At 52.3% G+C, this 20,271-nt stretch carries 19 protein-coding genes, 1 tRNA gene and 2 riboswitches; of the genes, 5 read left to right on the forward strand and 15 right to left on the reverse strand.

Going from position 1 to position 20,271, the window contains the following annotated elements; translation table 11 throughout:
- Positions 1 to 24: 24 nt before the first annotated feature.
- The 5 genes from VA597_RS05915 to eat all read left to right on the forward strand — a co-directional run bounded on the left by VA597_RS05915 (position 25) and on the right by eat (position 5,265).
- Positions 25 to 1,566 carry a sodium-dependent transporter gene (locus VA597_RS05915; protein WP_326975513.1) on the forward strand — a complete coding sequence of 514 codons (1,542 nt, stop codon included), beginning with the start codon at positions 25 to 27 and terminating at the stop codon, positions 1,564 to 1,566.
- 76 nt (positions 1,567 to 1,642) lie between these two features.
- Entirely contained in the window at positions 1,643 to 2,434 is a 792-nt protein-coding gene (locus VA597_RS05920) for an aspartate/glutamate racemase family protein (RefSeq protein ID WP_326975514.1), read from the forward strand.
- 55 nt (positions 2,435 to 2,489) lie between these two features.
- Positions 2,490 to 2,624: a hypothetical protein gene (locus VA597_RS05925; RefSeq protein WP_326975515.1), complete on the forward strand. Its 135-nt coding sequence runs from the start codon at positions 2,490 to 2,492 to the stop codon at positions 2,622 to 2,624.
- Positions 2,605 to 3,768: an iron-containing alcohol dehydrogenase gene (locus tag VA597_RS05930; RefSeq protein WP_326975516.1), complete on the forward strand. Its 1,164-nt coding sequence runs from the start codon at positions 2,605 to 2,607 to the stop codon at positions 3,766 to 3,768. Before VA597_RS05925 ends, VA597_RS05930 begins: the two co-directional genes overlap by 20 nt.
- A gap of 147 nt (positions 3,769 to 3,915) precedes the next feature.
- Positions 3,916 to 5,265 carry an ethanolamine permease gene (eat, locus tag VA597_RS05935; protein ID WP_326975517.1) on the forward strand — a complete coding sequence of 450 codons (1,350 nt, stop codon included), beginning with the start codon at positions 3,916 to 3,918 and terminating at the stop codon, positions 5,263 to 5,265.
- A gap of 138 nt (positions 5,266 to 5,403) precedes the next feature.
- Here eat and murI read toward each other — a convergent pair whose 3' ends face one another.
- The 15 genes from murI to VA597_RS06010 all read right to left on the reverse strand — a co-directional run bounded on the left by murI (position 5,404) and on the right by VA597_RS06010 (position 20,249).
- Positions 5,404 to 6,186: a glutamate racemase gene (murI, locus tag VA597_RS05940; RefSeq protein ID WP_326975518.1), complete on the reverse strand. Its 783-nt coding sequence runs from the start codon at positions 6,184 to 6,186 to the stop codon at positions 5,404 to 5,406.
- A gap of 66 nt (positions 6,187 to 6,252) precedes the next feature.
- Positions 6,253 to 6,582 carry a hypothetical protein gene (locus tag VA597_RS05945; protein ID WP_326975519.1) on the reverse strand — a complete coding sequence of 110 codons (330 nt, stop codon included), beginning with the start codon at positions 6,580 to 6,582 and terminating at the stop codon, positions 6,253 to 6,255.
- A 212-nt stretch (positions 6,583 to 6,794) separates the two neighbouring features.
- Positions 6,795 to 8,003, reverse strand: a complete 1,209-nt coding sequence (locus VA597_RS05950; protein WP_326975520.1) for an MFS transporter — start codon at positions 8,001 to 8,003, stop codon at positions 6,795 to 6,797.
- On the reverse strand, positions 7,996 to 8,619 hold the full coding sequence (locus VA597_RS05955) for a DUF2798 domain-containing protein (protein WP_326975522.1): 624 nt from the start codon (positions 8,617 to 8,619) through the stop codon (positions 7,996 to 7,998). The genes VA597_RS05950 and VA597_RS05955 overlap by 8 nt, the downstream gene beginning before the upstream one ends.
- 417 nt (positions 8,620 to 9,036) lie before the next feature.
- Positions 9,037 to 9,111, reverse strand: a tRNA-Gly gene (locus tag VA597_RS05960).
- A gap of 34 nt (positions 9,112 to 9,145) precedes the next feature.
- Positions 9,146 to 9,667 carry a DUF4358 domain-containing protein gene (locus tag VA597_RS05965; protein ID WP_128741895.1) on the reverse strand — a complete coding sequence of 174 codons (522 nt, stop codon included), beginning with the start codon at positions 9,665 to 9,667 and terminating at the stop codon, positions 9,146 to 9,148.
- Positions 9,668 to 10,257: 590 nt separating this feature from the next.
- Complete coding sequence (locus VA597_RS05970; RefSeq protein ID WP_164918971.1) at positions 10,258 to 11,403, reverse strand: DUF3298 and DUF4163 domain-containing protein; 1,146 nt, start codon at positions 11,401 to 11,403, stop codon at positions 10,258 to 10,260.
- Positions 11,404 to 11,495: 92 nt separating this feature from the next.
- Positions 11,496 to 12,899 (reverse strand): dihydrolipoyl dehydrogenase, encoded by a 1,404-nt coding sequence (gene lpdA, locus VA597_RS05975; RefSeq protein ID WP_128741897.1) that lies wholly within the window; start codon positions 12,897 to 12,899, stop codon positions 11,496 to 11,498.
- A 56-nt stretch (positions 12,900 to 12,955) separates the two neighbouring features.
- Positions 12,956 to 13,957 carry a lipoate--protein ligase gene (locus tag VA597_RS05980; RefSeq protein ID WP_128741898.1) on the reverse strand — a complete coding sequence of 334 codons (1,002 nt, stop codon included), beginning with the start codon at positions 13,955 to 13,957 and terminating at the stop codon, positions 12,956 to 12,958.
- Positions 13,950 to 15,386 carry an aminomethyl-transferring glycine dehydrogenase subunit GcvPB gene (gene gcvPB, locus VA597_RS05985; RefSeq protein WP_128741899.1) on the reverse strand — a complete coding sequence of 479 codons (1,437 nt, stop codon included), beginning with the start codon at positions 15,384 to 15,386 and terminating at the stop codon, positions 13,950 to 13,952. Before gcvPB ends, VA597_RS05980 begins: the two co-directional genes overlap by 8 nt.
- On the reverse strand, positions 15,370 to 16,704 hold the full coding sequence (gene gcvPA / locus VA597_RS05990; protein ID WP_128741900.1) for an aminomethyl-transferring glycine dehydrogenase subunit GcvPA: 1,335 nt from the start codon (positions 16,702 to 16,704) through the stop codon (positions 15,370 to 15,372). Before gcvPA ends, gcvPB begins: the two co-directional genes overlap by 17 nt.
- A 3-nt stretch (positions 16,705 to 16,707) precedes the next feature.
- Positions 16,708 to 17,094, reverse strand: a complete 387-nt coding sequence (gcvH, locus tag VA597_RS05995) for a glycine cleavage system protein GcvH (protein ID WP_128741901.1) — start codon at positions 17,092 to 17,094, stop codon at positions 16,708 to 16,710.
- 91 nt (positions 17,095 to 17,185) lie between these two features.
- Positions 17,186 to 18,271, reverse strand: a complete 1,086-nt coding sequence (gene gcvT / locus VA597_RS06000) for a glycine cleavage system aminomethyltransferase GcvT (protein WP_128741902.1) — start codon at positions 18,269 to 18,271, stop codon at positions 17,186 to 17,188.
- Positions 18,272 to 18,343: 72 nt separating this feature from the next.
- Positions 18,344 to 18,417: riboswitch (glycine riboswitch) on the reverse strand.
- A gap of 3 nt (positions 18,418 to 18,420) precedes the next feature.
- Positions 18,421 to 18,505, reverse strand: a riboswitch (glycine riboswitch).
- Positions 18,506 to 18,664: 159 nt separating this feature from the next.
- Entirely contained in the window at positions 18,665 to 19,447 is a 783-nt protein-coding gene (locus VA597_RS06005) for a LamB/YcsF family protein (protein WP_128741903.1), read from the reverse strand.
- 16 nt (positions 19,448 to 19,463) lie between these two features.
- Positions 19,464 to 20,249, reverse strand: a complete 786-nt coding sequence (locus tag VA597_RS06010; RefSeq protein ID WP_128741904.1) for a putative hydro-lyase — start codon at positions 20,247 to 20,249, stop codon at positions 19,464 to 19,466.
- Between the last annotated feature and the right edge of the window lie 22 nt (positions 20,250 to 20,271).

The raw sequence follows: 20,271 nt of genomic DNA on the forward strand, positions 1-20,271 counted from the left end.
TTGTTTTAGGAAGGAGAGTTGTATATGAGCGATACGAGCAATGGCGTGGAAACTGAAAGCTACGCGGGCCGGTTTGGCGCGATCATGTCGATGGCCGGTATGTGCATCGGCATGGGAAATGTTTGGCGCTTTCCCTATATGGTGGGGCAATTTGGCGGAGGCTCGTTTATCATAGCCTACATCGCTTGTCTGGTGGTGGTTGTGATGCCCCTCGCACTGGTGGAGTGCGGCCTCGGAAAAGGTCTGGGGAAGGGACTTATGCAGGCCTTTGAAGTGTCCTTGAAAAGCAAAAAGGCGGGAAAAGTGTTCGGCGGAGTGTTTGCCTTCTCTTATTATTCCATGAACTTTTTCTATTTTATCGTTGTAAGCGCCAGCGTCTATTTTGCGTATGCAAGCGCGACGAGCAAATGGAACACGGTGCGCCCGGAGCTGATCTATGACAATTTCAGTGCGAACCACGCGCTTATGGCGGTCATTTCGGTCGTGCTGGTCATTGCCACCGCGGTCATACTGGCCAAGGGAGTAAGCGGAGGGATCGAAAAGGTCAGCAAGATTATGATTCCTCTCATGTTCCTTTTTTTCATCGTTGCCATATTCTTCGGAATCTTCTGTATAGACGGAATCAGCAAAGGATATAACTGGTACATAGAACCGGACCTCTCCGTCCTGGCTAAACCGGACGTATGGGTCGCCGCAATGGGGCAGGCGTTATTTTCAGTGGGTGTCGGCCCGGGATGCGTATTGGTGTACGGGAGCCACTTGAGCAAAACGAGCGACGTCACTTTGACGATGACTACCGTCTGTTTACTCTGCTGCTGTGTCGGCGTCATTACAGGAATGGCTATTATCCCGGCGTGTATAGCCATGGGACTGAATCCGGAATCAGGGTCCAAATTAATATTTATCGTGCTGCCGACTTTGTTCTCAAAACTCCCCGGAGGAGCTTTGATCGGCGCTCTGGTGTTTATAGCGATCTTCTTTGCCGGGATTTCTTCGGCGATCGCTCAGCTTGAGGTTATTGTTGCTTCCTTCGCCGACGGTTTTGGCTGGTCAAGGAAAAAAGCCGTCTTCATTTTCGGAGGAATCAACATCGTCGCCGCAGTCATAGCCGCTTACCGAGAGTCGTTTTACGATTTCTGGAATAACTTTTCAGGGAACTATGGCTTCATCGTGACAGCCGGAATTGGCGCTATTGTCTATGGCTATATCTATGGAGTGGAAAAAATCAGGGCCAATTTCCTGAATCCTTCCGGTGATATCAGGCTGGGAAAATGGTTTACGGGCTTTGTTAAATTTGTAGCGACACCTATTATGCTGATCATCATGGCAAATTCGTTGTTCCCGTTCTTGATAACGGGAGAGACTTCTACCGCGAGGCCAATGGAAAACGCTTTGTCGGCGACGACGATCGTAACATTAGTTCTGATCGTTGTTTTACTGTTTGGCGGGACTATATTCCTTCTGGCCAAATGTTTGACGGCGAAAGAAAAAACAGAGGAGGAAATAGCCGAATATATGAAAAACGAAAGCATACGGCAGTCAAACAAAGAAAGAAGTTTGTCGTGAAAGCGGCTTCGCCTGACATCTTAGAGAAAAACAAATCAATTTCTGCAACTGAAACGATGGAGGCGGGATGATTACAATGGAAAAATTGGAAGGAAGACAATACGGTTACATTCACCCTGGGAATGACGATTGTTTCATACGCAACATACCAAATCAGCAGATTGCAGGTTATTCCGTGGGAATCCTGTACATAGAGCATGTCAACTATCCCATGATGCCGGGCAATGTCGTAAATGCCTGTACCTATCATTTCCCGGTCAGGATGATGGCCGTGCCTCATCTTACAAACACCCGGCTTTTCGAGGGAGACCCGGCGATCGCCGACGACATTATCCTTGCCGCCAGACATATGGTCGAAAAAGAGGGAGTCAGGGCGATCTGTTCTGCCTGTGGATTTTTCGGGAACTACCATAAACTGGTTGCAGAGGCGCTCGACGTGCCCGTGGCAATGTCGAGCCTGGTTCAGATCCCAATGATTCAGGCGATGCTGAAGCCGGATCAGAAGATCGGGATCCTTACGGCAAACGCGGCCTCCATGACAAAAAAATTATTTGAGAATTGTTGTGTGACCAGGACTGACAATCTGGTGGTCCAGGACACCAGGCATACAAAACACTTTGCGAACGCCGTTGTCGATATGGCGGGATATATGGACAATGGAAAAGCGCGCGATGAAATAGTCAGCTTAGCAACCGAGCTTTTAAAAAAGGACGGCAGCATCGGGGCCATTTTGCTTGAGTGCAGCGATATGCCGCCCTATGCGGCGGATATTCAGGCTGCAACGCAGTTGCCGGTGTTTGATTTCATCACTCTGATCGACTGGCTTCACCATGCAACAGCTCAGAGGCCGTATTCGGGCTGGATTTGAATATTTGCCGGTTGATTCCGTCGGAGGTGGATGAAGGAAAGAAGATGGTGAAGTCATGAGCAAGGTCAAGGCGGCGATCGGCCAAGGAGCCTATCTTCTGGAGGCAAAGAAAACCCGGATTTCCGACGGTCCCGACACACTGCCCGCAGAAAAACATATAGGAGGACATTATGAGCTTGAAGAATTATGAGTTTTCCCTGCCGACATCGATCTTTTTTGGAGAGGGCATTAGTAAAGAGACCGGAAAGAAGGCCAGAGAATTAGGCGCCACAAAGGTACTGCTGGTCGCGGATAAGGGCGTTATCGGCGCGGGTCTGACTGCGCCGGTGGAGGAGAGTCTGAAGCGAGAGGGGATCCCCTACACCGTCTATGATCAGATTGTGCCGAATCCGAGAGACTACCATTGTGAAGAGGGATACCGGCTGGCAAAAAAAGAAGGCGTCGATTGCCTGGTGGCGGTCGGCGGCGGAAGTTCCATGGACACGGCCAAGGTGATCGGCACGCTGCTGACCCATGGCAAAGCGGTTCAGGATTGGTGCGGTTTTCAATTGCTGGAGCGCGAGGTTACGCCGCTGATTGCCATTCCCACCACCGCCGGAACGGGCAGCGAGGTGACGCCCTTCGCGGTTGTAACGGACACAAAAACTCACGTCAAGCTGAACATTTTTGATCCTAAGGCGGCGGCCAAGACGGCGCTTGTTGACCCAACGGTTCTGCTGCGTCTGCCGTCCCACATCATGGCGGCCACCGGCGTCGACGCAATGACCCACGCCGTGGAATCGTATACCTGCAAACTGGCCAACCCGCATACGGAGGCATATTCCCTGTATGCCATCGATCTCATTTCCAAGAATCTCCGCAAGGCGGTCGCCCATCCCGATCTGGAGTCCTGCACCGGCATGATGCTTGGCAGCACGATTGCCGGCATTGCGTTCGGCTATTCGGACGTAGGCGCGGTTCATTGCATAGCGGAAGCCTTGGGGGGCCGGTACGATACGCCTCACGGCGTCGCCTGTGCGGTCGGGTTGCCTGCGGTCACGGAATTCAACATTCCCGCAGATCCGGAAAAACACGCGGAATTGGCAAAGGCGCTGGGTGTGAATATCAGCGGAATGTCGTCTGAAGCCGCCGCGATGGCGGGTGTGGAAGAGCTAAGAAAACTCTGCAAAGACGTCGGGATTCCTAAATTGAGGGACATCAGGGGCGTTAATCCCAAGGACTTCCCCTCGATTGCGGAGGCGGCCGAGAAGAATGTTTCGACTCCAAGTAATCCCCGCGAGGTCTCGGCGAAGGATTTTCTGTTCCTGATCAATAAGATATACAATGAAGATTGATCGGGAACGTTGTTAGGTCAAGGCGCTCTGTGTTACATATTTCCGGCTTTCAGCAGGCTGCCAGCAGTTTTGACAGCCTGCTTTTAATTTCACTTCGCAAAACAGTCTAAAACCCAAGTGTATCCCATTTAGAAGGAGGTTTTCTCGTTGACTCACGAAAACTCGTCGTTGAAGCGGACCCTCACGCCAATCAAGCTATGGGGCATCTGCGTCGGTTCCGTCGTTTCCGGCATGACCTATGGTTGGAACTACGGATTTAGTTACACGGATTTCAAGGGAATGTTGATTGCCTACGGAATTGTAACAGCTTTTTATATCACGTTTATTCTGTGTTATTCGGAACTTGCGACTGCGATTCCCAGTTCCGCGGGACCGGCGGCCTACGCGGAAAAAGCGTTCGGGCGGTTCTGGGGATATCTGGCGGGCCTTTCCGTCGTGATGGAATATCTTTTTGCTGCGCCTGCGATTTCAATTTCGGTTGGCGCCTACATTCACATGTTTTTTCCGCCAATACCGGCCTTAGCCGCCTCCGTATTTTTTTATGTTCTTTTCGTTTTCATTAACTGCCGAAGTGCGGAGCTGGGGGCAAATGTGGAACTGGCCGTGACGCTGATTGCGGTTTTGGGTATCGTGCTGTACTGCCTTGCCGAGATGGTACATGTGGACCCAGGCAGGCTAATGACAAGTTCTCAGCCTGCCAACGGCGCTTCCGGCGTTCTTGCGGCGGTCCCGTATGCTGTGTGGTTTTACTTGGCTGTCGAAAGCGGTGCGATGGATGCGGAGGAATGCAAGGCTCCGGAATCAGATATGCCCAAAGCGTTTATCGCGTCTGTTCTTACGCTTGCCGTTCTAACTGTTTCAGTGCTTGTCATTACGGCGGGCACAGCAAGCACGGCACTGATCACCAGCACGGATTCTCCATTGCCAACCGTAGCCGCAAACATTTTCGGACTGGGCAGCCCGATTGTCAGAATTCTCGGCGGCATAGGATTATTTGCTCTGATCGCAAGTCTGCAGGGGGTGATGATTGGCTATTCCAGGCAGGGTTACACTCTGGCGCGCAATCGTTTCCTTCCAGCGCCGCTTGCCCGCCTGAATCAGCGCAGCGTCCCGGACCGGGCACTGAAATGGATCAGTGCGATCGGTTTAGTGTGCGTACTGATTGGGAAAGTGAATGCTTTGGTATGCATTTCCACTTCTGGCTCAGCTGTTATGACGCTGCTGTGCATCTTTTCGGTTTTTCGCCTGCGCTTGCGTCAGCCGGATCTGAAACGTCCTTATCGGGTCGCTTATCCGATCGTTCCCATCATTGCGTTGTTAATGGATTTGGTCGTAGTGAGCGGGATTTTGATTTCTATTTTAAAACAGGGGAAATTGATTTTTATCGTACTGGGAATTTATTTCATAGCAATTGTCTGCTATTTCATCACCCGCGCCAGAACCAGTTCAGGGTCATCGCCTTCGGCGGGTCAAGACGCGTTGGAACGAAAAATATAACGAAAGGAAGGAGAGAATGAGCAGAAACAGAAGCCGCAACATTCCGCAGCTATTTTACTTTTTTGAGCGGGAGGCTCAGATTCTTTGCCTGATCGCTCAGTATGCTCATAATCTCACGGAAATATTTTGTCAATTGATTTAATTGATGTCAAAGACCTGATCCAATTGTATCATACAGGAATTTATCAGTTTCAAGTCAGATCCGCCAACTGGTTTACCGGAAAAGTAGTACTCGGTGATTCCGTTGCCACCAGCTTCCGTCGATAGTGAAAGTACTCTCATCATCTGGCGGACCGTTCCCTCGTTTCCATCGACAAAGTGGGGGGCGCTCTGAAACAGCTTCTGAAACTCATTTTTGAAATAATTGAAATGAGTACACCCAAGCACAACGGTTCCGTACGATGGAAGATCATAGGATTGCAGCGCCTGCCGCAGATATTCACCGACCTGGGCAGAGGAAAAGATGCCTTTTTCCGCAAAGCGCACAAGTTGGGGAAGCTCTGCCAGATCGACCTTTTTTCGTGAATCGACTCTCTCCATAAGATTATGCAGTTTCTTTCCTTTGATTGTTACTGGTGTTGCCACAACAAGGATTTTCTTTTTTTCCGCACCGTATATATCAATTGCTTTTTTCACAGCGGGTTCCATCCCTATGATCGGTACGGGAAACCGCTTTCGGTATACCGTTGTCAATACGCTTGTTACCGTATTACACGCAATGATAATAGCATCCACGTCTTTGTGGAGCATAAAGTTAAATATGTCATTTACCAACAGCCGAATCTCTTCCGGCGTTTTTTCTCCGTATGGAACGTGCTTTTCATCAGCATAGTAAATAAAGCTTTCATTCGGCAACATCTTCTGAGCGCAGTGCAATACAGACAGTCCGCCTAAACCCGAATCAAATACTCCTATCGTCATTGTTTTAGAATTCTTCTCTCTATGCTTGTTTTTAAATTTCAGTCCGCAGCTCTGTCGGATTTCGCATTATCTGCTTTCTATATTTCTGCACTGCTCACATAAAGTGGGAAGATAATTCATACCGGTGGACATACGTCTTCCCATGTCAAGGATATCCTTTAATAGGATATCCTTATTTTCTCTCACAAAAGATTCACTCCCCCGAATACTGATCGCCGCGATGAATTTTTGTTTGGAAGCAAAAACAGGAACTGAAATGCAATAAAAGTCCGTAAGCTTCCAGCTGATCGCCGGGGGGCTCTGAGGAATTCCATAATGCGCCAAAAATTCAAGGATCTCAAACGCTTTGTCTAAAGATCGATTTGTAGCAGTATGCTCTTGATTTGAATCATTCATATTTTACCTCTCTGTTTTGAGATCTTTACATGATTCTATTATTTAACTTTTTGCTTTCAGTGTCAACCAATTTTAAAATTGTTCTACTCTGAGTGAAATTGCGCAAATAATTTGTGCATAAGCATAATTTATTACTTTTGAGTATAGTTTTCTAAACTATTTATATAAAAATATTGAACATTGGGATGCAGAAATTTTATTACAAGTCATCGCTAAATAATAGCTTCAACTTGAACATTTTTTGCATAGGAGAAAGACGACGGATGCTTTCGACCCCACACGATATATAGGATAACAGAAACAACATTCGCAAGTGAAAGAATCGCAAACATCCATTTAAATCCCAAACCAGAAATTAAGTAACCTGCAATTCCGCCGCCGAGGCCGATACCGATGTCATAAGCGCAAAGAAACGTAGAATTAGCTGAACCGCGTCTTTCCGGCGGTGCAATATGAACAGCCATCGACTGAAGAGCTGGTTCCAGACCGCCAAATCCGTATCCGGCAAAGACGGCAGCTACAAAAAAAGTTACGGTATTAGGTACGAAGGCCATGAGCAGAAACGCAAGAAACATCGATGCATTACAAGTATAAACAAAAGTGCCTTCTCCTTTTTTATCCGCTACTTTGCCAACGGTGGCCCTTGTCACAAAAAGCATACAGGCCATGATAGTAAAAAATATGCCGCCGCTTGGAAGTCCGTTTTTACTTGCAAACAGTGCAGTAAAGTTTTCCAGAGCTCCAAAGGTAAACAAAAATACCAGCATGATAGTAGAAGCCGGAAGTGCATCTTTTTCAATCAACTGCTTAAAACTAAGAGGAGTTTTCTTCACTGAAATCTTGGGCGCTTTAAGTAGCAGAAAAAGAACGAATGCAATAATCATGCAGCCTGTCGCAGACAAAAACAGTACATTATACCCCAGGCAACCCATTAATAAAAGGCCCAAAGCTGGAGCGCAGGCTGTGGCTAAGGCAGTACTCACACCGAACATGCCCATACCTTCGGCAAACCTTTCTTTCGGGATGATGTCAGTAGCAATCGTACTGCTTGTAGTATTGGAACATGCCAGCGATGCACCGTGTATCATCCGCGCTACAAAAACTAAGGCTAAAATGGAAATCGCCATATATCCTAAAGGCATCAAAGCCATTCCAGCAATCCCTATCAAAAGGATTGTTTTCCTTTTCCCATTGTTCAGCATCCAGCCAATAAACGGCCTGCATATCACCGCGACTAAAGAAAATAGAGCAGCCGCCAACCCGGCAGTTGCCACAGAGCCTCCCATACTTTGGATATAAAATGGAAAAGTCGATAAGATCATCATATGACTTACGAAAACTAAAAAGTTAATAATGATAATGAACATAAAATTTCTGGTCCACAGTTTAGGCCCATGTACGCTGGCATTCTTACTATTCATTATTTTTTACTGCTCCTTGTATTAAAACTTGATTAGTTTCTCTGCTGCAATTGTCAACCAACTGTTTTCGGAAAATTGTTCGAAACAAAAACCGGACTATAGGCCCTGCGAAAAATAGCTGCCAAAAGATGGCCATAGGAAAATTCTTCACAATCGTTGCGAACCAGTTTGCAACGAACTGATTGCTGATACCTGAAAAGATAACTGTTGCAATCAGACTCATGGCAGGACACATAAAACCGACAGTGCAGCTGGATATCATAATTGTAATAAAAAAAGGATTATCCTTTCCGGGTGTGACATGTTTAAAAGCGAGTTTTTGACCGACTTTATTTCCGAACAAACTTGAAATCACAAATACAAACAGACACATATAAGATGTCTCAATCAGTGCGGGAAGAAAGACAGAGTTGCTCATCCCGCCCATTTTCCGGGCAACATTGTACAATTCCATACCGTAGGCCATGATAATTGACATCATGGCACCAAAAACAAGGCTCTGGAATTTAGTTTTCGGCATTGTTACTTTTTCCCCCTTAAAAATTTGCGAGTGACTTGGACAGCCATAGTGGGTCACCTGCTTTTTGCGCAACAAAAAAACGCGCAAGCCCATCATCTGGACTTACGCGTTAAAGCTACTCGATTAAATAAATAATATCACAATTCTCTTTTTAGAGTCAAGTTAAATTAAATGATTTTTCTAAAATACTCTAATACAAATTATAAAGCTATTGCTCTGGGTAACGACTTCACATTTCTATCTGTTGACTGCCTACCCTATTTCATGTACTTGGAGTTCCTTATGGGCCTTGCGCATTCTATCATGGAGATTATTATAATAGGGAGCGCTATTGGCATAGGGTATATTATTATTCATGATAAATTTGCTTTTCCGAAATCCGGTATATACTTTTTGTATACAATAAGGAATAATATCCATAGAGGACTAACCATCAACCAAGTGATTAGTCTCCATATACTTTGAATTTTAAAGGGATCGTGGGGAAGATAAAAATCTTCCCCACGATCCCTTTGGAGCGGGAAACGGGATTCGAACCCGCGACATTCAGCTTGGGAAGCTGACGCTCTACCACTGAACTACTCCCGCATGCGTTTAATTTTAACATATTCAGCTTCTATTTTCAAGTGCTTTTTTGATTCAGCATATCCAAAAACAATTTTTCCTCGGCCGATGCTGCGCTTCCAACCGATACTAGCACGTAACGGCCTTTATGAGAAATCAAAACATTTTTTAAAGCATTGTATTGGGTCGGATTCAGGTTTCTGAACCCAGTAGCCTTTGCGTTGATGTGAGCGTTAATGGACTGCTCCAGCTGATCGTATTTTGAAGCGTCGGTTAGCAGGAAACAGGCGAGCTCAGATGCGCTTTCAGTGGATTTGCTCATATAAAGGGAGCTTGCTTCCACAATTCCCTCCGGAATATCATAGTGCTTTGAAACCTGCCCTGCTTCCACTTTAACAAGATCCTTCGGTTCCAGGTTTTCCATGATATGCTGGGTAATCTCATCCGGCGAGTAACGCGCATAATTTTCTCGGATATGATGAATCACCAGAAAGGCGCCGATCAGTACGGCGATGGTGCAGATCAAGGTTATAATGGTAAATATCACCCATTTCTTTCCGATCTGCTCCGTCTGGTTCATTCAAGATATCTCCTTCCTTGTATTGTAATAAATACCACTGTATTTTACATTATTTTCTGAATCAAATAATTGCAATTAGGAAATTATGGGGCCGGATGAGACACATGTGGAAAGAATTTCAGAAACAAGTGCCAGTTGGTTACTTATGATTTACATAAACCCTGCCTGCGTTTTCAATAGAGGATTCGACCGGAGGCGATTCAACACTTTCCACACGGTTTTCAACCAAAACAGGTCTGTGCGGATGCCGAAACCGGCGCTTTTCAACAGAGGACGAAAATGTGTTGAAATGACCCGGTTGAAATTCAAAGCGGAGAGCTTGTTGACATAATCTGAAATTATGCGCTTTTCCCCATATTCGGACTGCTGAAAGGAATGTGCCGATCTCAAAACGATTGTCGCGGTCTGCCGCTTTCCGCCATGGGCTGCCGCCTGTGGCCCAACAGCTTTGAGGAAAATTTACAGTATAAATCAAAAACTCCCTGCGGCGGAATCGATGGACTTCCGGCATGGAGTTTTGAAATACATAATGATTCAGGGTGCACCGACGGGAAAGCATTGAAGAAAACAACGGCAAAACGCCCGCGCCCTTATGCGGCCCGGTTCAGCTTTTCATAAAGGAAATGATAGGACGGATTCAGCATGGAAGAGATGGAGCCATAGGGGATCGTGAATTCCTGGATTCCGGCGGCGTAAGGGAAATATTGATATTGCTGAAAATAGAATGCGATTCCCGCGTCGGAAAGGTAAAAATCGGGATTGCTTCCCAGTGTCTTAAACGGACTGTTTGCTATTTCGACAAGAGCCCCGGATTTTTCTCTTTCGTCGATCCCCGATCGGATTTTGGCATCAAACTCCTGTTGGTAGCCGCTCCCGTTTTTCATCAGGCTTCCCAGCGAAAGCTGTTTTCCCGTATTTAGGTCGAATGTATACGCGGTCTGAATGGTTCCGCCGTGCGCTCCGCCCTCGTATTGGTAATTGCTCAGGACGATGCTGAACAGGCCGTTCTGATTGTATTTTACCTCGTAATCGAAATAAGCGGCGCACTGCAGCGACCCGTCGTCTTCCAGACCGGAAGCCTTGCGGAGGCTGGCCGTCTGCTGCATTTCCTGCGCGTTCTGACGGCCTTGGGAAAGCGCGGCGTCGGCCGCCTGTTTCAGGGCGGTGTTGATGGCGTTCAGGCTCTGCCCGCTCCACGGGCCGGACAGGACCGGGTATTGGATCGTCGCGCTCAGCAGGCCATCGGACAGGTCGCTCCGTCTGGTCTGAACCGAAAGAATGTTTTGAATGATCCGCAGGACCGTCACGGTCTTGGCGGTTTCGTCGGTCTGCACATCCAGCCCAAGCAATTGGGACAGCAGGTCCGCGCGCATATAAAGCGTGCCGCTTAGGCGGAGACAGCCACCGCCCAACAGATCCTCCTGCGAGAGGCCTGCAACGCCGATGGTGTGTCCGTTCTGAACGACCTGATTGTCGGCCGGGTCGATTTGGATCACGTCAGATGGTCCCGTCAGACGAATGTCGCTGTCGCTGCCCGCGTTGGAAACCTGATAGCTCAGCGCCCGGCAGACCGGTTCCAGCTCCAGATAGAGAACTCCGTCGTTGACATAGGCGCCGGACGATACCGTGGACTGGCCTATTTTCAGATTCATTGTTCCGTTTGCTGCGGCGAAGCAGTTTGCCGGCGGCAAGACAAGCATTACGGCGGTCAAGGCCGCAAGCAATTTTCGCATCATATCCTGTCCTCCTAACATTTTGTAGCACATAACCTTATTCTATCAGCGGAACAAAGGCTGCGCAAGGGGAAGAGGGAAAAAGATCCATTCTGTTACCTTTTTGCGCGGGGCACCGCATGGATCGCGCCGCCAAGCGCGTCCTCGGCCGCTTCGGTTACGGCTTCCGAGAAGGTGGGGTGGGGGCGGATGACGGAAACAAGCTCCCGCGCCGTCAGGCGCTGATCGATCGCCTGCGTGAGTCCGGCGATCAAATCCGTTGCACGCCCGCACATCAGCTGCGCGCCGAGCAGCATGCCGGACTGCTTTTCAAACACCAGCTTGACGAAGCCGCGCTCCTCCCGCTCGATCAGAGATTTTCCAAGCGCGGCGGTCAGCGCCTTGCCGACGGTCACTTCCAGCCCCTGCTGCTTCGCCTCGTCCGCCGTCAGTCCGGCGCAGGCGATTTCCGGGCTGGTGTAGACGCAGGCGGGAACCGCGCGCGAACGGACTGGCTCCTCGCCCTGCGCCATGAATTCCACCGCCTCGATCCCCTGGGCGGAGGCCGCGTGAGCCAGCTGGATTCCCCCGGCGACGTCCCCGACGGCGAAGACGCCGGGCAGGCTGGTCTCATGGTGCCCGTTGGTCGCAAGGAATCCTTTTTCCATTTTGATATCGAGACCTTCGGCAAACAGTCCCGTAATGTTTGGCTTTCGTCCGACTGAAATCAGGATACAGTCGGCTTCCACGGAACGCTCCGTCCCTTTTTCCGTAAAAGTGCAGGAAAGCGGCGCTCCTTCCGTGATTTTTTCCACGAGGGAAGAAGTATGAATTTGAACCCCGCGCTTTTTCAGAATCATGGAAAGGCTTTGCGAGATTTCGCGGTCCATGGTCGGCAGGATTCGCTGCATGGCCTCGATGACCGTCACTTCGCAGCCGAGATCGGAAAAAGCGGTGGCGAATTCGGCGCCGATGACCCCGCCCCCGACGATGACGAGACGGCGGGGGAAGGCATTCAGTTCGAGCAGCCCGTCGCTGGTCACGACGCCGGGCAGGTCCGCGCCGGGGATCGGGGGAACGGCTGGGACGCAGCCGACTGCCAGCAAAATCCGTGCGGTGTGAATTTCCTGCGATCCGGATTCATCTGTCACGGCGATGACGCCGGCTTTTTGCAGCGTCCCTTTGCCTCGGTAAAGGTCGACGGCGTTTGCGTGCAGAAGCTGTTCGATTCCGCCGCGCAATTCGGCGACCACCGCGTTTTTTCGCTGCATGACGGCGCTGAAATCGAAGGAGAGACCGTCTGCGGAAAGGCCGATTTCCCCAAACCGTTTCGCTTCGCGGTACAGACCGGAAGAGTGAAGGATGCTTTTGGTTGGAATACAGCCCCGGTTCAGACAGGTTCCGCCCACTTCCCTGTTTTCGATCAGTGCGGTCGAAAGCCCGAGCTGCGAGGCGCGGATTGCGGCTTCATAACCGGCGGGACCGCCGCCGATGACCGCCAGGTCATATGCTTTCTCCATGTCTTTCTCCTCTTTCAGGATAAAACCCGCAGGTTTTTACGTGCCTGCGGGCCGTTTTAAAATTGTTGTTCATAAAGCAGCCGCTCAATATCTTGCGCATATTGCTGCCGTTCTTCGCTGTCTGCGGCAAATTCCGCCTGAAGACGTTTTGCCGCTACTTCAGAGGAAAACGGGCATCCGGTCAGGCAGGGGGCGACTCGGCGGATGAATTCCTCGTCCATCGCGTCGGAATCGACCTGTGAGGCGGCGATTAAGCCGCCGCGGACCTGAAGCCCGATCTCAACACCGCCCCAATCGAAGCGGCTGGAAAATTCGCAGTTGAACGGGATATTTTGCCCGTAGATCCAGGCCGGATCGGCAAATTTCCGGCGAAGCTCTTCCACTCGGCTTGCGTCAACCGACTCCGCTGGAAGCAGCTCCGGCTTTATCCCGTACACCCTCCCAAACGCTTCGCACAGTTCCCGCTCCATGCGATCCACCGTCAGGCCGGGGCTGAATTCGTTCAGATTCGCAATGCGCGACCGGACGGAATCGACTCCCTTTGAGCGGATTTTTTCGGCGGAGACGCTCAGGTATTTCCCCGCCTTTTCCTTATCCACGTCAATCAGGATGGTGCCGTGATGGTAAGCGCTTTGCCCGCTGAAATAGAACGCATTCCCGGAAAATTTGCGTCCGTCGACCGTGACGTCGTTGCGTCCCGATTTTTCGGCGTGAATTCCGCAGGCGGAGACGGCGTGCAGAATAACATCCAACTGGCGGGATACGTCGTAATCCGATTTGCGGACCAGAAATGTGAAATTCAGGTTGCCCAGATCGTGGAAGACCGCGCCCCCGCCGGAGAGGCGGCGGACCAGATGCCCGCCGTCGGCTTCCAGCTCTTTGACCCGGCATTCCTTCCAGCAGTTCTGGTTCCGCCCGATCACCACGGTGTTCTGATTTCGCCAAAGGTACAGGATGCAGGTCTTCTCCGGAACGGTGTCCATCAGGTATTCTTCCAAAGCGAGGTTCCGGTAGGGAATCAGATTTTCGGTCGTGCAGATCAGCGCTTTCTCAATCATATTCGTATTTCACCACGGGGTGCCTTGCGGCCTCCACCTCGTCCGGGCGGCCGATCACACGGGTCTCCGGCGCGCGGCGCATGGCTTCCGGGTCGGCGAGCGCTTTCTCGTACAGGGCCAGCAGAACTTCCGCGGCCTGGTCCAGCGTCTCTTTCGACTCCGTTTCAGTCGGCTCGATCATCAGCGCCTCATGGACGATGAGCGGGAAATACATGGTCGGCGGATGCATCTCAAGGTCCTGCATCGACTTTGCGACATCCATCGCGGTGACGCCGCAGGAATTCTTGAGGTCTTCCAGGGAAAGAACGAATTCGTGCATGCAGGGGACGTCGTAAGCCACGTGATAGCGTTTTTTCAGCAGCGCCATCAGGTAGTTGGCGTTCAGCACGGCGTTTTGAGCCACCTGCGGAAGCCCCTCTTTCCCGAGCGTCAGAAGATAGGTCAGAGCCCGGACGATAACGAGGAAGTTGCCGTAGAACGACTTTACGCTTCCGATGCTCTGCGGGCGGTCGTAGTCGAGGGCGAAGGCGCCGTCCCGCTTCACGGCGCGGGGGACGGGCAGGAACGGGACGAGCGGAGCTTTGCATCCGACCGCCGCGCCGCCGGGCCCTCCGCCGCCGTGCGGGGTGGAAAAGGTTTTGTGCAGGTTCAGATGGATGACGTCGAAACCCATGTCCCCGGGCCTTGCGATGCCGACGACCGCGTTGAGGTTCGCGCCGTCGTAGAAGCACAGACCCCCGGCCTCGTGGACGATCTTCGTAATTTCCAGGATGTTTTTATCGAACAGGCCGAGCGTGTTCGGATTCGTCAGCATCAGACCGGCCGTATCATCCCCGACGGCGCTTTTCAGCGCTTCCAGATCGACGCAGCCGTCCGGGCCGGACGGGATATTTACAATCGTGTAGCCCGCCATGGCGGCGCTGGCCGGATTCGTGCCGTGCGCGGAGTCCGGAACGATGATTTTGGTGCGTTTCCGGTCGCCGCGGGAATGATGGTATGCCTTAATCAGGAGCAGTCCGGTGTATTCGCCGTGGGCGCCCGCCGCGGGCTGGAAGACCATGCCGTCCATCCCGGTGATTTCCGTCAGCATTTGTTCGGCAAGATACAGGACCTTCAGGCACCCCTGCGCCGTATGGGCGGGCTGCAGCGGATGGATTTCCGTAAAGCCCGGCAGGGAAGCGATTTCCTCATTGATTTTCGGGTTGTATTTCATCGTGCAGGAACCGAGCGGATAGAATCCGTCGTTCACCCCAAATGAGCGCTTTGCCAGCGCGCTGTAATGCCGGCTCAGATCGTTTTCCGAGAGCTGGGGCAGGCGCGGCGGCGTTTTGCGGGCAAATTGTTCCGGCAGGGAGGCTTCGGGCACGTCGCACGCCGGGAGGATGGAACAGCCGTGTCCCGCGCGGCTTTGTTCAAAAATCAATTTCATTTGAATCCTCCTCCAGCAGACCGGCCAGCCGGTCGATCTCTTCTTTTGTGTTCAGCTCCGTCACGCACCAGAGCAGTCCGCCGTCCGGCAGCGGCAGACCGCCGAGAATGCCCTGCTGTTCCAGCATTTTAAGCGTTTTTTCCGGATTCGGGCAGCCGGTGACGAATTCGTGGAAGAATTCGGATTTGTTTTTCAACTCGAAGCCCTTGACCGCGCTGATCTTTTCGGCGGCGTAATGCGCTTTGGAATAGCACTGCCGCGCCGCGGACTGGAACCCGTCCGGGCCCATCACGCTCAGATAGACGGAGGCGGTGAGCGCGCAAAGCGCCTCGTTGGAGCAGATATTGCTCAGCGCCTTTTCGCGGCGGATGTGCTGTTCACGCGCCTGAAGCGTCAGGACGAACGCACGGTTTCCGGCGGCGTCGGAGGTCTGGCCGACGATCCGGCCGGGCAGGCGGCGCATCATCGCTTTTTTGCAGGCCATAAAGCCGAGGTACGGTCCGCCGAAGCCGAGCGGCATGCCGAGCGGCTGCCCTTCGCCGACCGCGATGTCGGCGCCGCACTCCGCCGGGGTTTTCAAAACGGCAAGGGAGACGGGATTGCAGCCCATCACGAATTTCGCGCCCGACGCGTGGGCGATTTCCCCCAGAGCCTGCGCGTCCTCGATGGTTCCGAAGTAATTCGGCTGCTGTAAAAAGAAGCAGGCAGCGGTTTTGTCCTCCGACAACAGAGTTTTCAAGGCGTCGGCATCGGTCGCGCCGTCTTTTATGGGAACAAGGCGGACTTCCGCGTTTGCGCCGAATGCGTAGGTCCGAACGGTCCGGATGGTGTCTGGATGCGTTGCGGCGGAAAGGTAGACCGTCGTTCTTCCGCGGTCGCGGCACATTGCGGCGGCTTCCGCCGCGGCGTTTGCGCCGTCATAAACCGAGGCGTTGGAAACGTCCATTCCGGTCAGTTCGCAGATCATGGTCTGGTATTCAAAGATCGACTGCAGAATTCCCTGACTGATTTCCGCTTGATAGGGGGTGTAGGCGGTCAGAAAATTTTCTTTTGCCGTAATGCGGGTGACGGCGGCGGGGATGTAATGGCGATACGCGCCCGCGCCCCGGAAGACGGTGGGGAACACCTTGTTTTCCGCAGCGATCCCGCCCATTTTGCGGCGGACCTCCAGTTCGGAAAGGCCCTGGGGCAGATCGAGCAGACGGTTCAGACGGACCGATTCTGGAATTTGGGAGAAAAGACCGTCAAACGAGTCAAACCCTGCGGAGGAAAGCATTTGGTTCTGTTCTTCCTCGGTGGATGGAATATAAGACCCCATGACTCAGTCTCCTTCTTTTCCGGACAGGAAGGTAAGATATTCGGAGGCGGATAGCAATTCTTCCGTGGCGGAGATTTCGCCGACCTGCACCATCCAGGAATCGTAGGGAGCTTTGTTCAGCTGCTCGGGTGCGTCGAGAAGTTCCTCGTTGACCGCCTGAACGGTTCCGGTCACGGGGCTGTAAACGTCGGAAACGGCTTTGACGGATTCCACGTCCGCAAACGCCGCTCCGGAATCCACAGAGTCACCCTCCTGCGGAAGGTTGATAAAAACGATATCGCCGAGTTCCTTTTGAGCGAAGTCGGTCAGGCCGATCCTGGCGCTGCCGTCCGGCTGGTGGGCGACCCATTCGTGGGATTTTGTGTATTTCAGTTCCTCTGGCAGATTCATGACTGTTCCTCCTTAAATTCAACCGTTAAAGTCTCTGGGCTTTAGAAACATAATGTAAGAAAGCTCAATGGATCATTTTGCAAACTGCTTTTCAGGATCTTTTATAAAATGGAAGAGCCGTGATCTTTGCGGCGACACAGCGGCCGCGGATTTCCAGTTCCACTTCGGCTCCAACCTTCGTTTGGGAACTGTCGACCAGGGCCATGGCGACCGCCTCTTTCAGATAAGGGCAGAAGGTGCCGGAGGTGGTTTTTCCGATTTCAGATCCATTGGTCAGCACGGGTTCGCCGCCGCGCGCGATGCCGCGCCCGGTCACCGTCAGGCCGATCCGCACACGGGAAGGGTTCATCTTTTTGGAAAGGACTTCTTTTCCGATAAAATCATGGGAGTCCATTTTGACGCCGAAGGAAAGGCCCGCCTCAAACGGATTGACGGTTTCATCCATTTCATGGCCGTAGAGAGGCATGGCCGCCTCCAGCCGGAGCGTGTCGCGCGCGCCGAGCCCGCAGGGAATCAGGCCATACTCCTTTCCGGCTTCCAGAAGAAGGTCCCAAAGCCGTTCCGCATCCTGCGGCGCGCAGTAAAATTCATAGCCGAGTTCGCCGGTGTAGCCGGTGCGGGAGACCAGACAGGAAACGCCGCCCACGGTCCCTTTTTCCACAAAAGTGTAGTATTTCTGCGGAATGGAGGATTCCTCCGCGAGCTTTTTCAGGATTTCAGGTGCCTTCGGGCCTTGCAGGGCGATCTGGGCGACGCGGTCGGAGACGTCCTCAAAGCGGACTTCTCCTGTCAGGTGGGTTCTGATCCACTCCGCGTCTTTCCTGCGGTTTGCGGCGTTGACGACCAGCAGGTACTTTGTCTCGCTGATCCGGCATACGACCAGATCGTCCACCACTCCGCCGTCCTCGTAACACATCAGGGTGTAGCGCACGCGTCCGTCGTACATGCTGGTAAAATCGTTCGTCAGCAGGTGGTGCAGGTTTGCAAGCGCATCTTTGCCCTCAAGGATGATCTCACCCATGTGGGAGATGTCGAACAGGCCGGCGGCGGTGCGGACCGCCATGTGCTCGGCGATCACGCCGGAGGGGTACTGAACGGGAAGCAGATATCCCGCGAACGGAACGATCTTTCCGCCTGCGGAGACATGTCGGCTGTAAAGAGGGGTTTTGAGTTCCATTAGTCTTCTCTTCTTTCCAAAGTGGAATCATAAAAAATACGGAGGCATACGGCAGATACTTCTGCCGTATGCCTCCGTTTCATAACCTGAAAGATTCTTCCCCAAACAGGGAATTGCCTCTTCGGTGCCCAAAGGGCTTTCCGGAGTTTCGTCGGATCCCGGTTTTTTTGCCTGAGAGTTTTTGCATTCCCCTTCGGCGCCGCCGCGGCGGGCGGTCTCTCCCGGAATCTTCAACCGAATATTCAGTTTCTGAGGGACCGAACATTTCCTTCCCTTTGAAAGCCGGTAAAATGCAGGAAGAAACGAACCCTGATTCAAACATGTTCCATTATAAAAGACCAGCGGAAAACAGTCAAGGCTTTCCAGTTAATTTACAGGAAACGGAGCAAATTTTTAACGAGGCCCTTTAAGACAGATTGTTGGAAGCGGCGTAATTTTGATTCCCTCCGCCGTAAGCGCGGAGCGGATCTTCTGTACAAAATCCAGCGCCTTGGCGTTGTCTCCGTGGACGCAGACGGAATCCGCCTGAATCGGGATCTCTTTTCCGGTGACCGCCGTCACGGTTCCCTCTTTCGCCATGCGGACCACGCGGCGGATCGCCTCGTTCTCATCCGTAATCATGGAATTCGGCTTGGTTCGGGCAACCAGAGAACCGTCCTCTTCGTAAGCGCGGTCGGCAAACACCTCGCTGGCGGCGCGCAGGCCCGTATCCTTTGCGGCGCGGATCATTTCGCTGCCGGAAAGGGCGAGCAGAATCAGGCTGCCGTCGATTTCCGCGATTCCTTCGCAGATGGCTCTGGCAAGGTCGTAGTCTTTGCCCGCCATGTTGTACAGGGCGCCGTGCGGCTTGACATGCACCAGCTTGACGCCGAAGGCCCGGCAGAAAGCATCGAGCGCGCCGATCTGGTACTGAACGTATGCCTTAGCTTCCAGCGGGGAAACCTTCATATTTCTGCGGCCAAACCCCATCAGGTCCGGAAAGCCCGGGTGAGCGCCGATGCAGACGCCGTTTTTCCCGGCCAGTTCCACGGTCTTGCGCATCACCACGGGATCGGAAGCGTGAAAACCGCAGGCGACGTTGGCGGAGGAGACAAACGGGATGACCTCTTCATCCATTCCCAGTTTGTAGGTGCCGAAGCTTTCCCCCAAATCGCAGTTCAAGTCTATTTGATTCATGCCTGTTCCCCTTTCCTCAATACTTCAGCTGTACGTTTTTCACGTCTGTAATCAGCATGTGCCCCGGCGAGTGCGTAATGGCGATCTTGGGTTTCACATTCATGATGACCGACTGGGGCGTGACGCCGCAGGGCCAGAACACGGGCACTTCGCCGTCGCGGATGGTGACGCTGTCGCCGAAATCCGGATGATGGATATCCCGGATTCCGATCGCTTCCGGGGAACCGATGTGAATCGGCGCGCCGTGGACGCGGGGCATTCCGCCTGTGATCAGCACGGCGCGGACCACCTGGCCGTGGGGAAGGGGGCGCATGGACACAACCATCTTCCCGCTGAAAATCCCCGCGGGTTCGCAGTCGATGTTGGTGAGGTACATCGGCACGTTGCGGTTTTCCTCAATATGCCTTACCGTAACGCCGGACTCCAACAGTTCCGATTCAAACGAGAAGCTGCACCCGATCAAAAAGCTGACGAAATCGTCGCGCCAGAGATGGGAAACGTCGGTACATTCCTCCACCATCGTGCCGTTTTCATAGACGCGGTATTTTGGAATGTCCGTGGCGATATCCGAATTTTTCGCAATGGTGTGCAGTTCCCGGCTGCCCACATCGGAGACTTCCAGCAGCGGGCAGGATTTCGGGTTCCTCTGGCAAAACAGCAGAAAGTCATAAGCCAGCTCTTTTGGAAGAACGGCGAGGTTCGCCTGCGCGTACCCGGCGCACAGGCCGGCGGTCGGGCCGGTGATTTCCCCCTTGCGGATCAATTTCCGAACCTCGGAAGGTGCCATCGTTGTAAGATCCATTCAATCGACCTCCGTTTCCGCT

It is taken from the genome of Caproicibacter sp. BJN0012, assembly GCF_035986805.1.
Classification (GTDB): Bacteria; Bacillota; Clostridia; order Oscillospirales; family Acutalibacteraceae; genus Caproicibacter.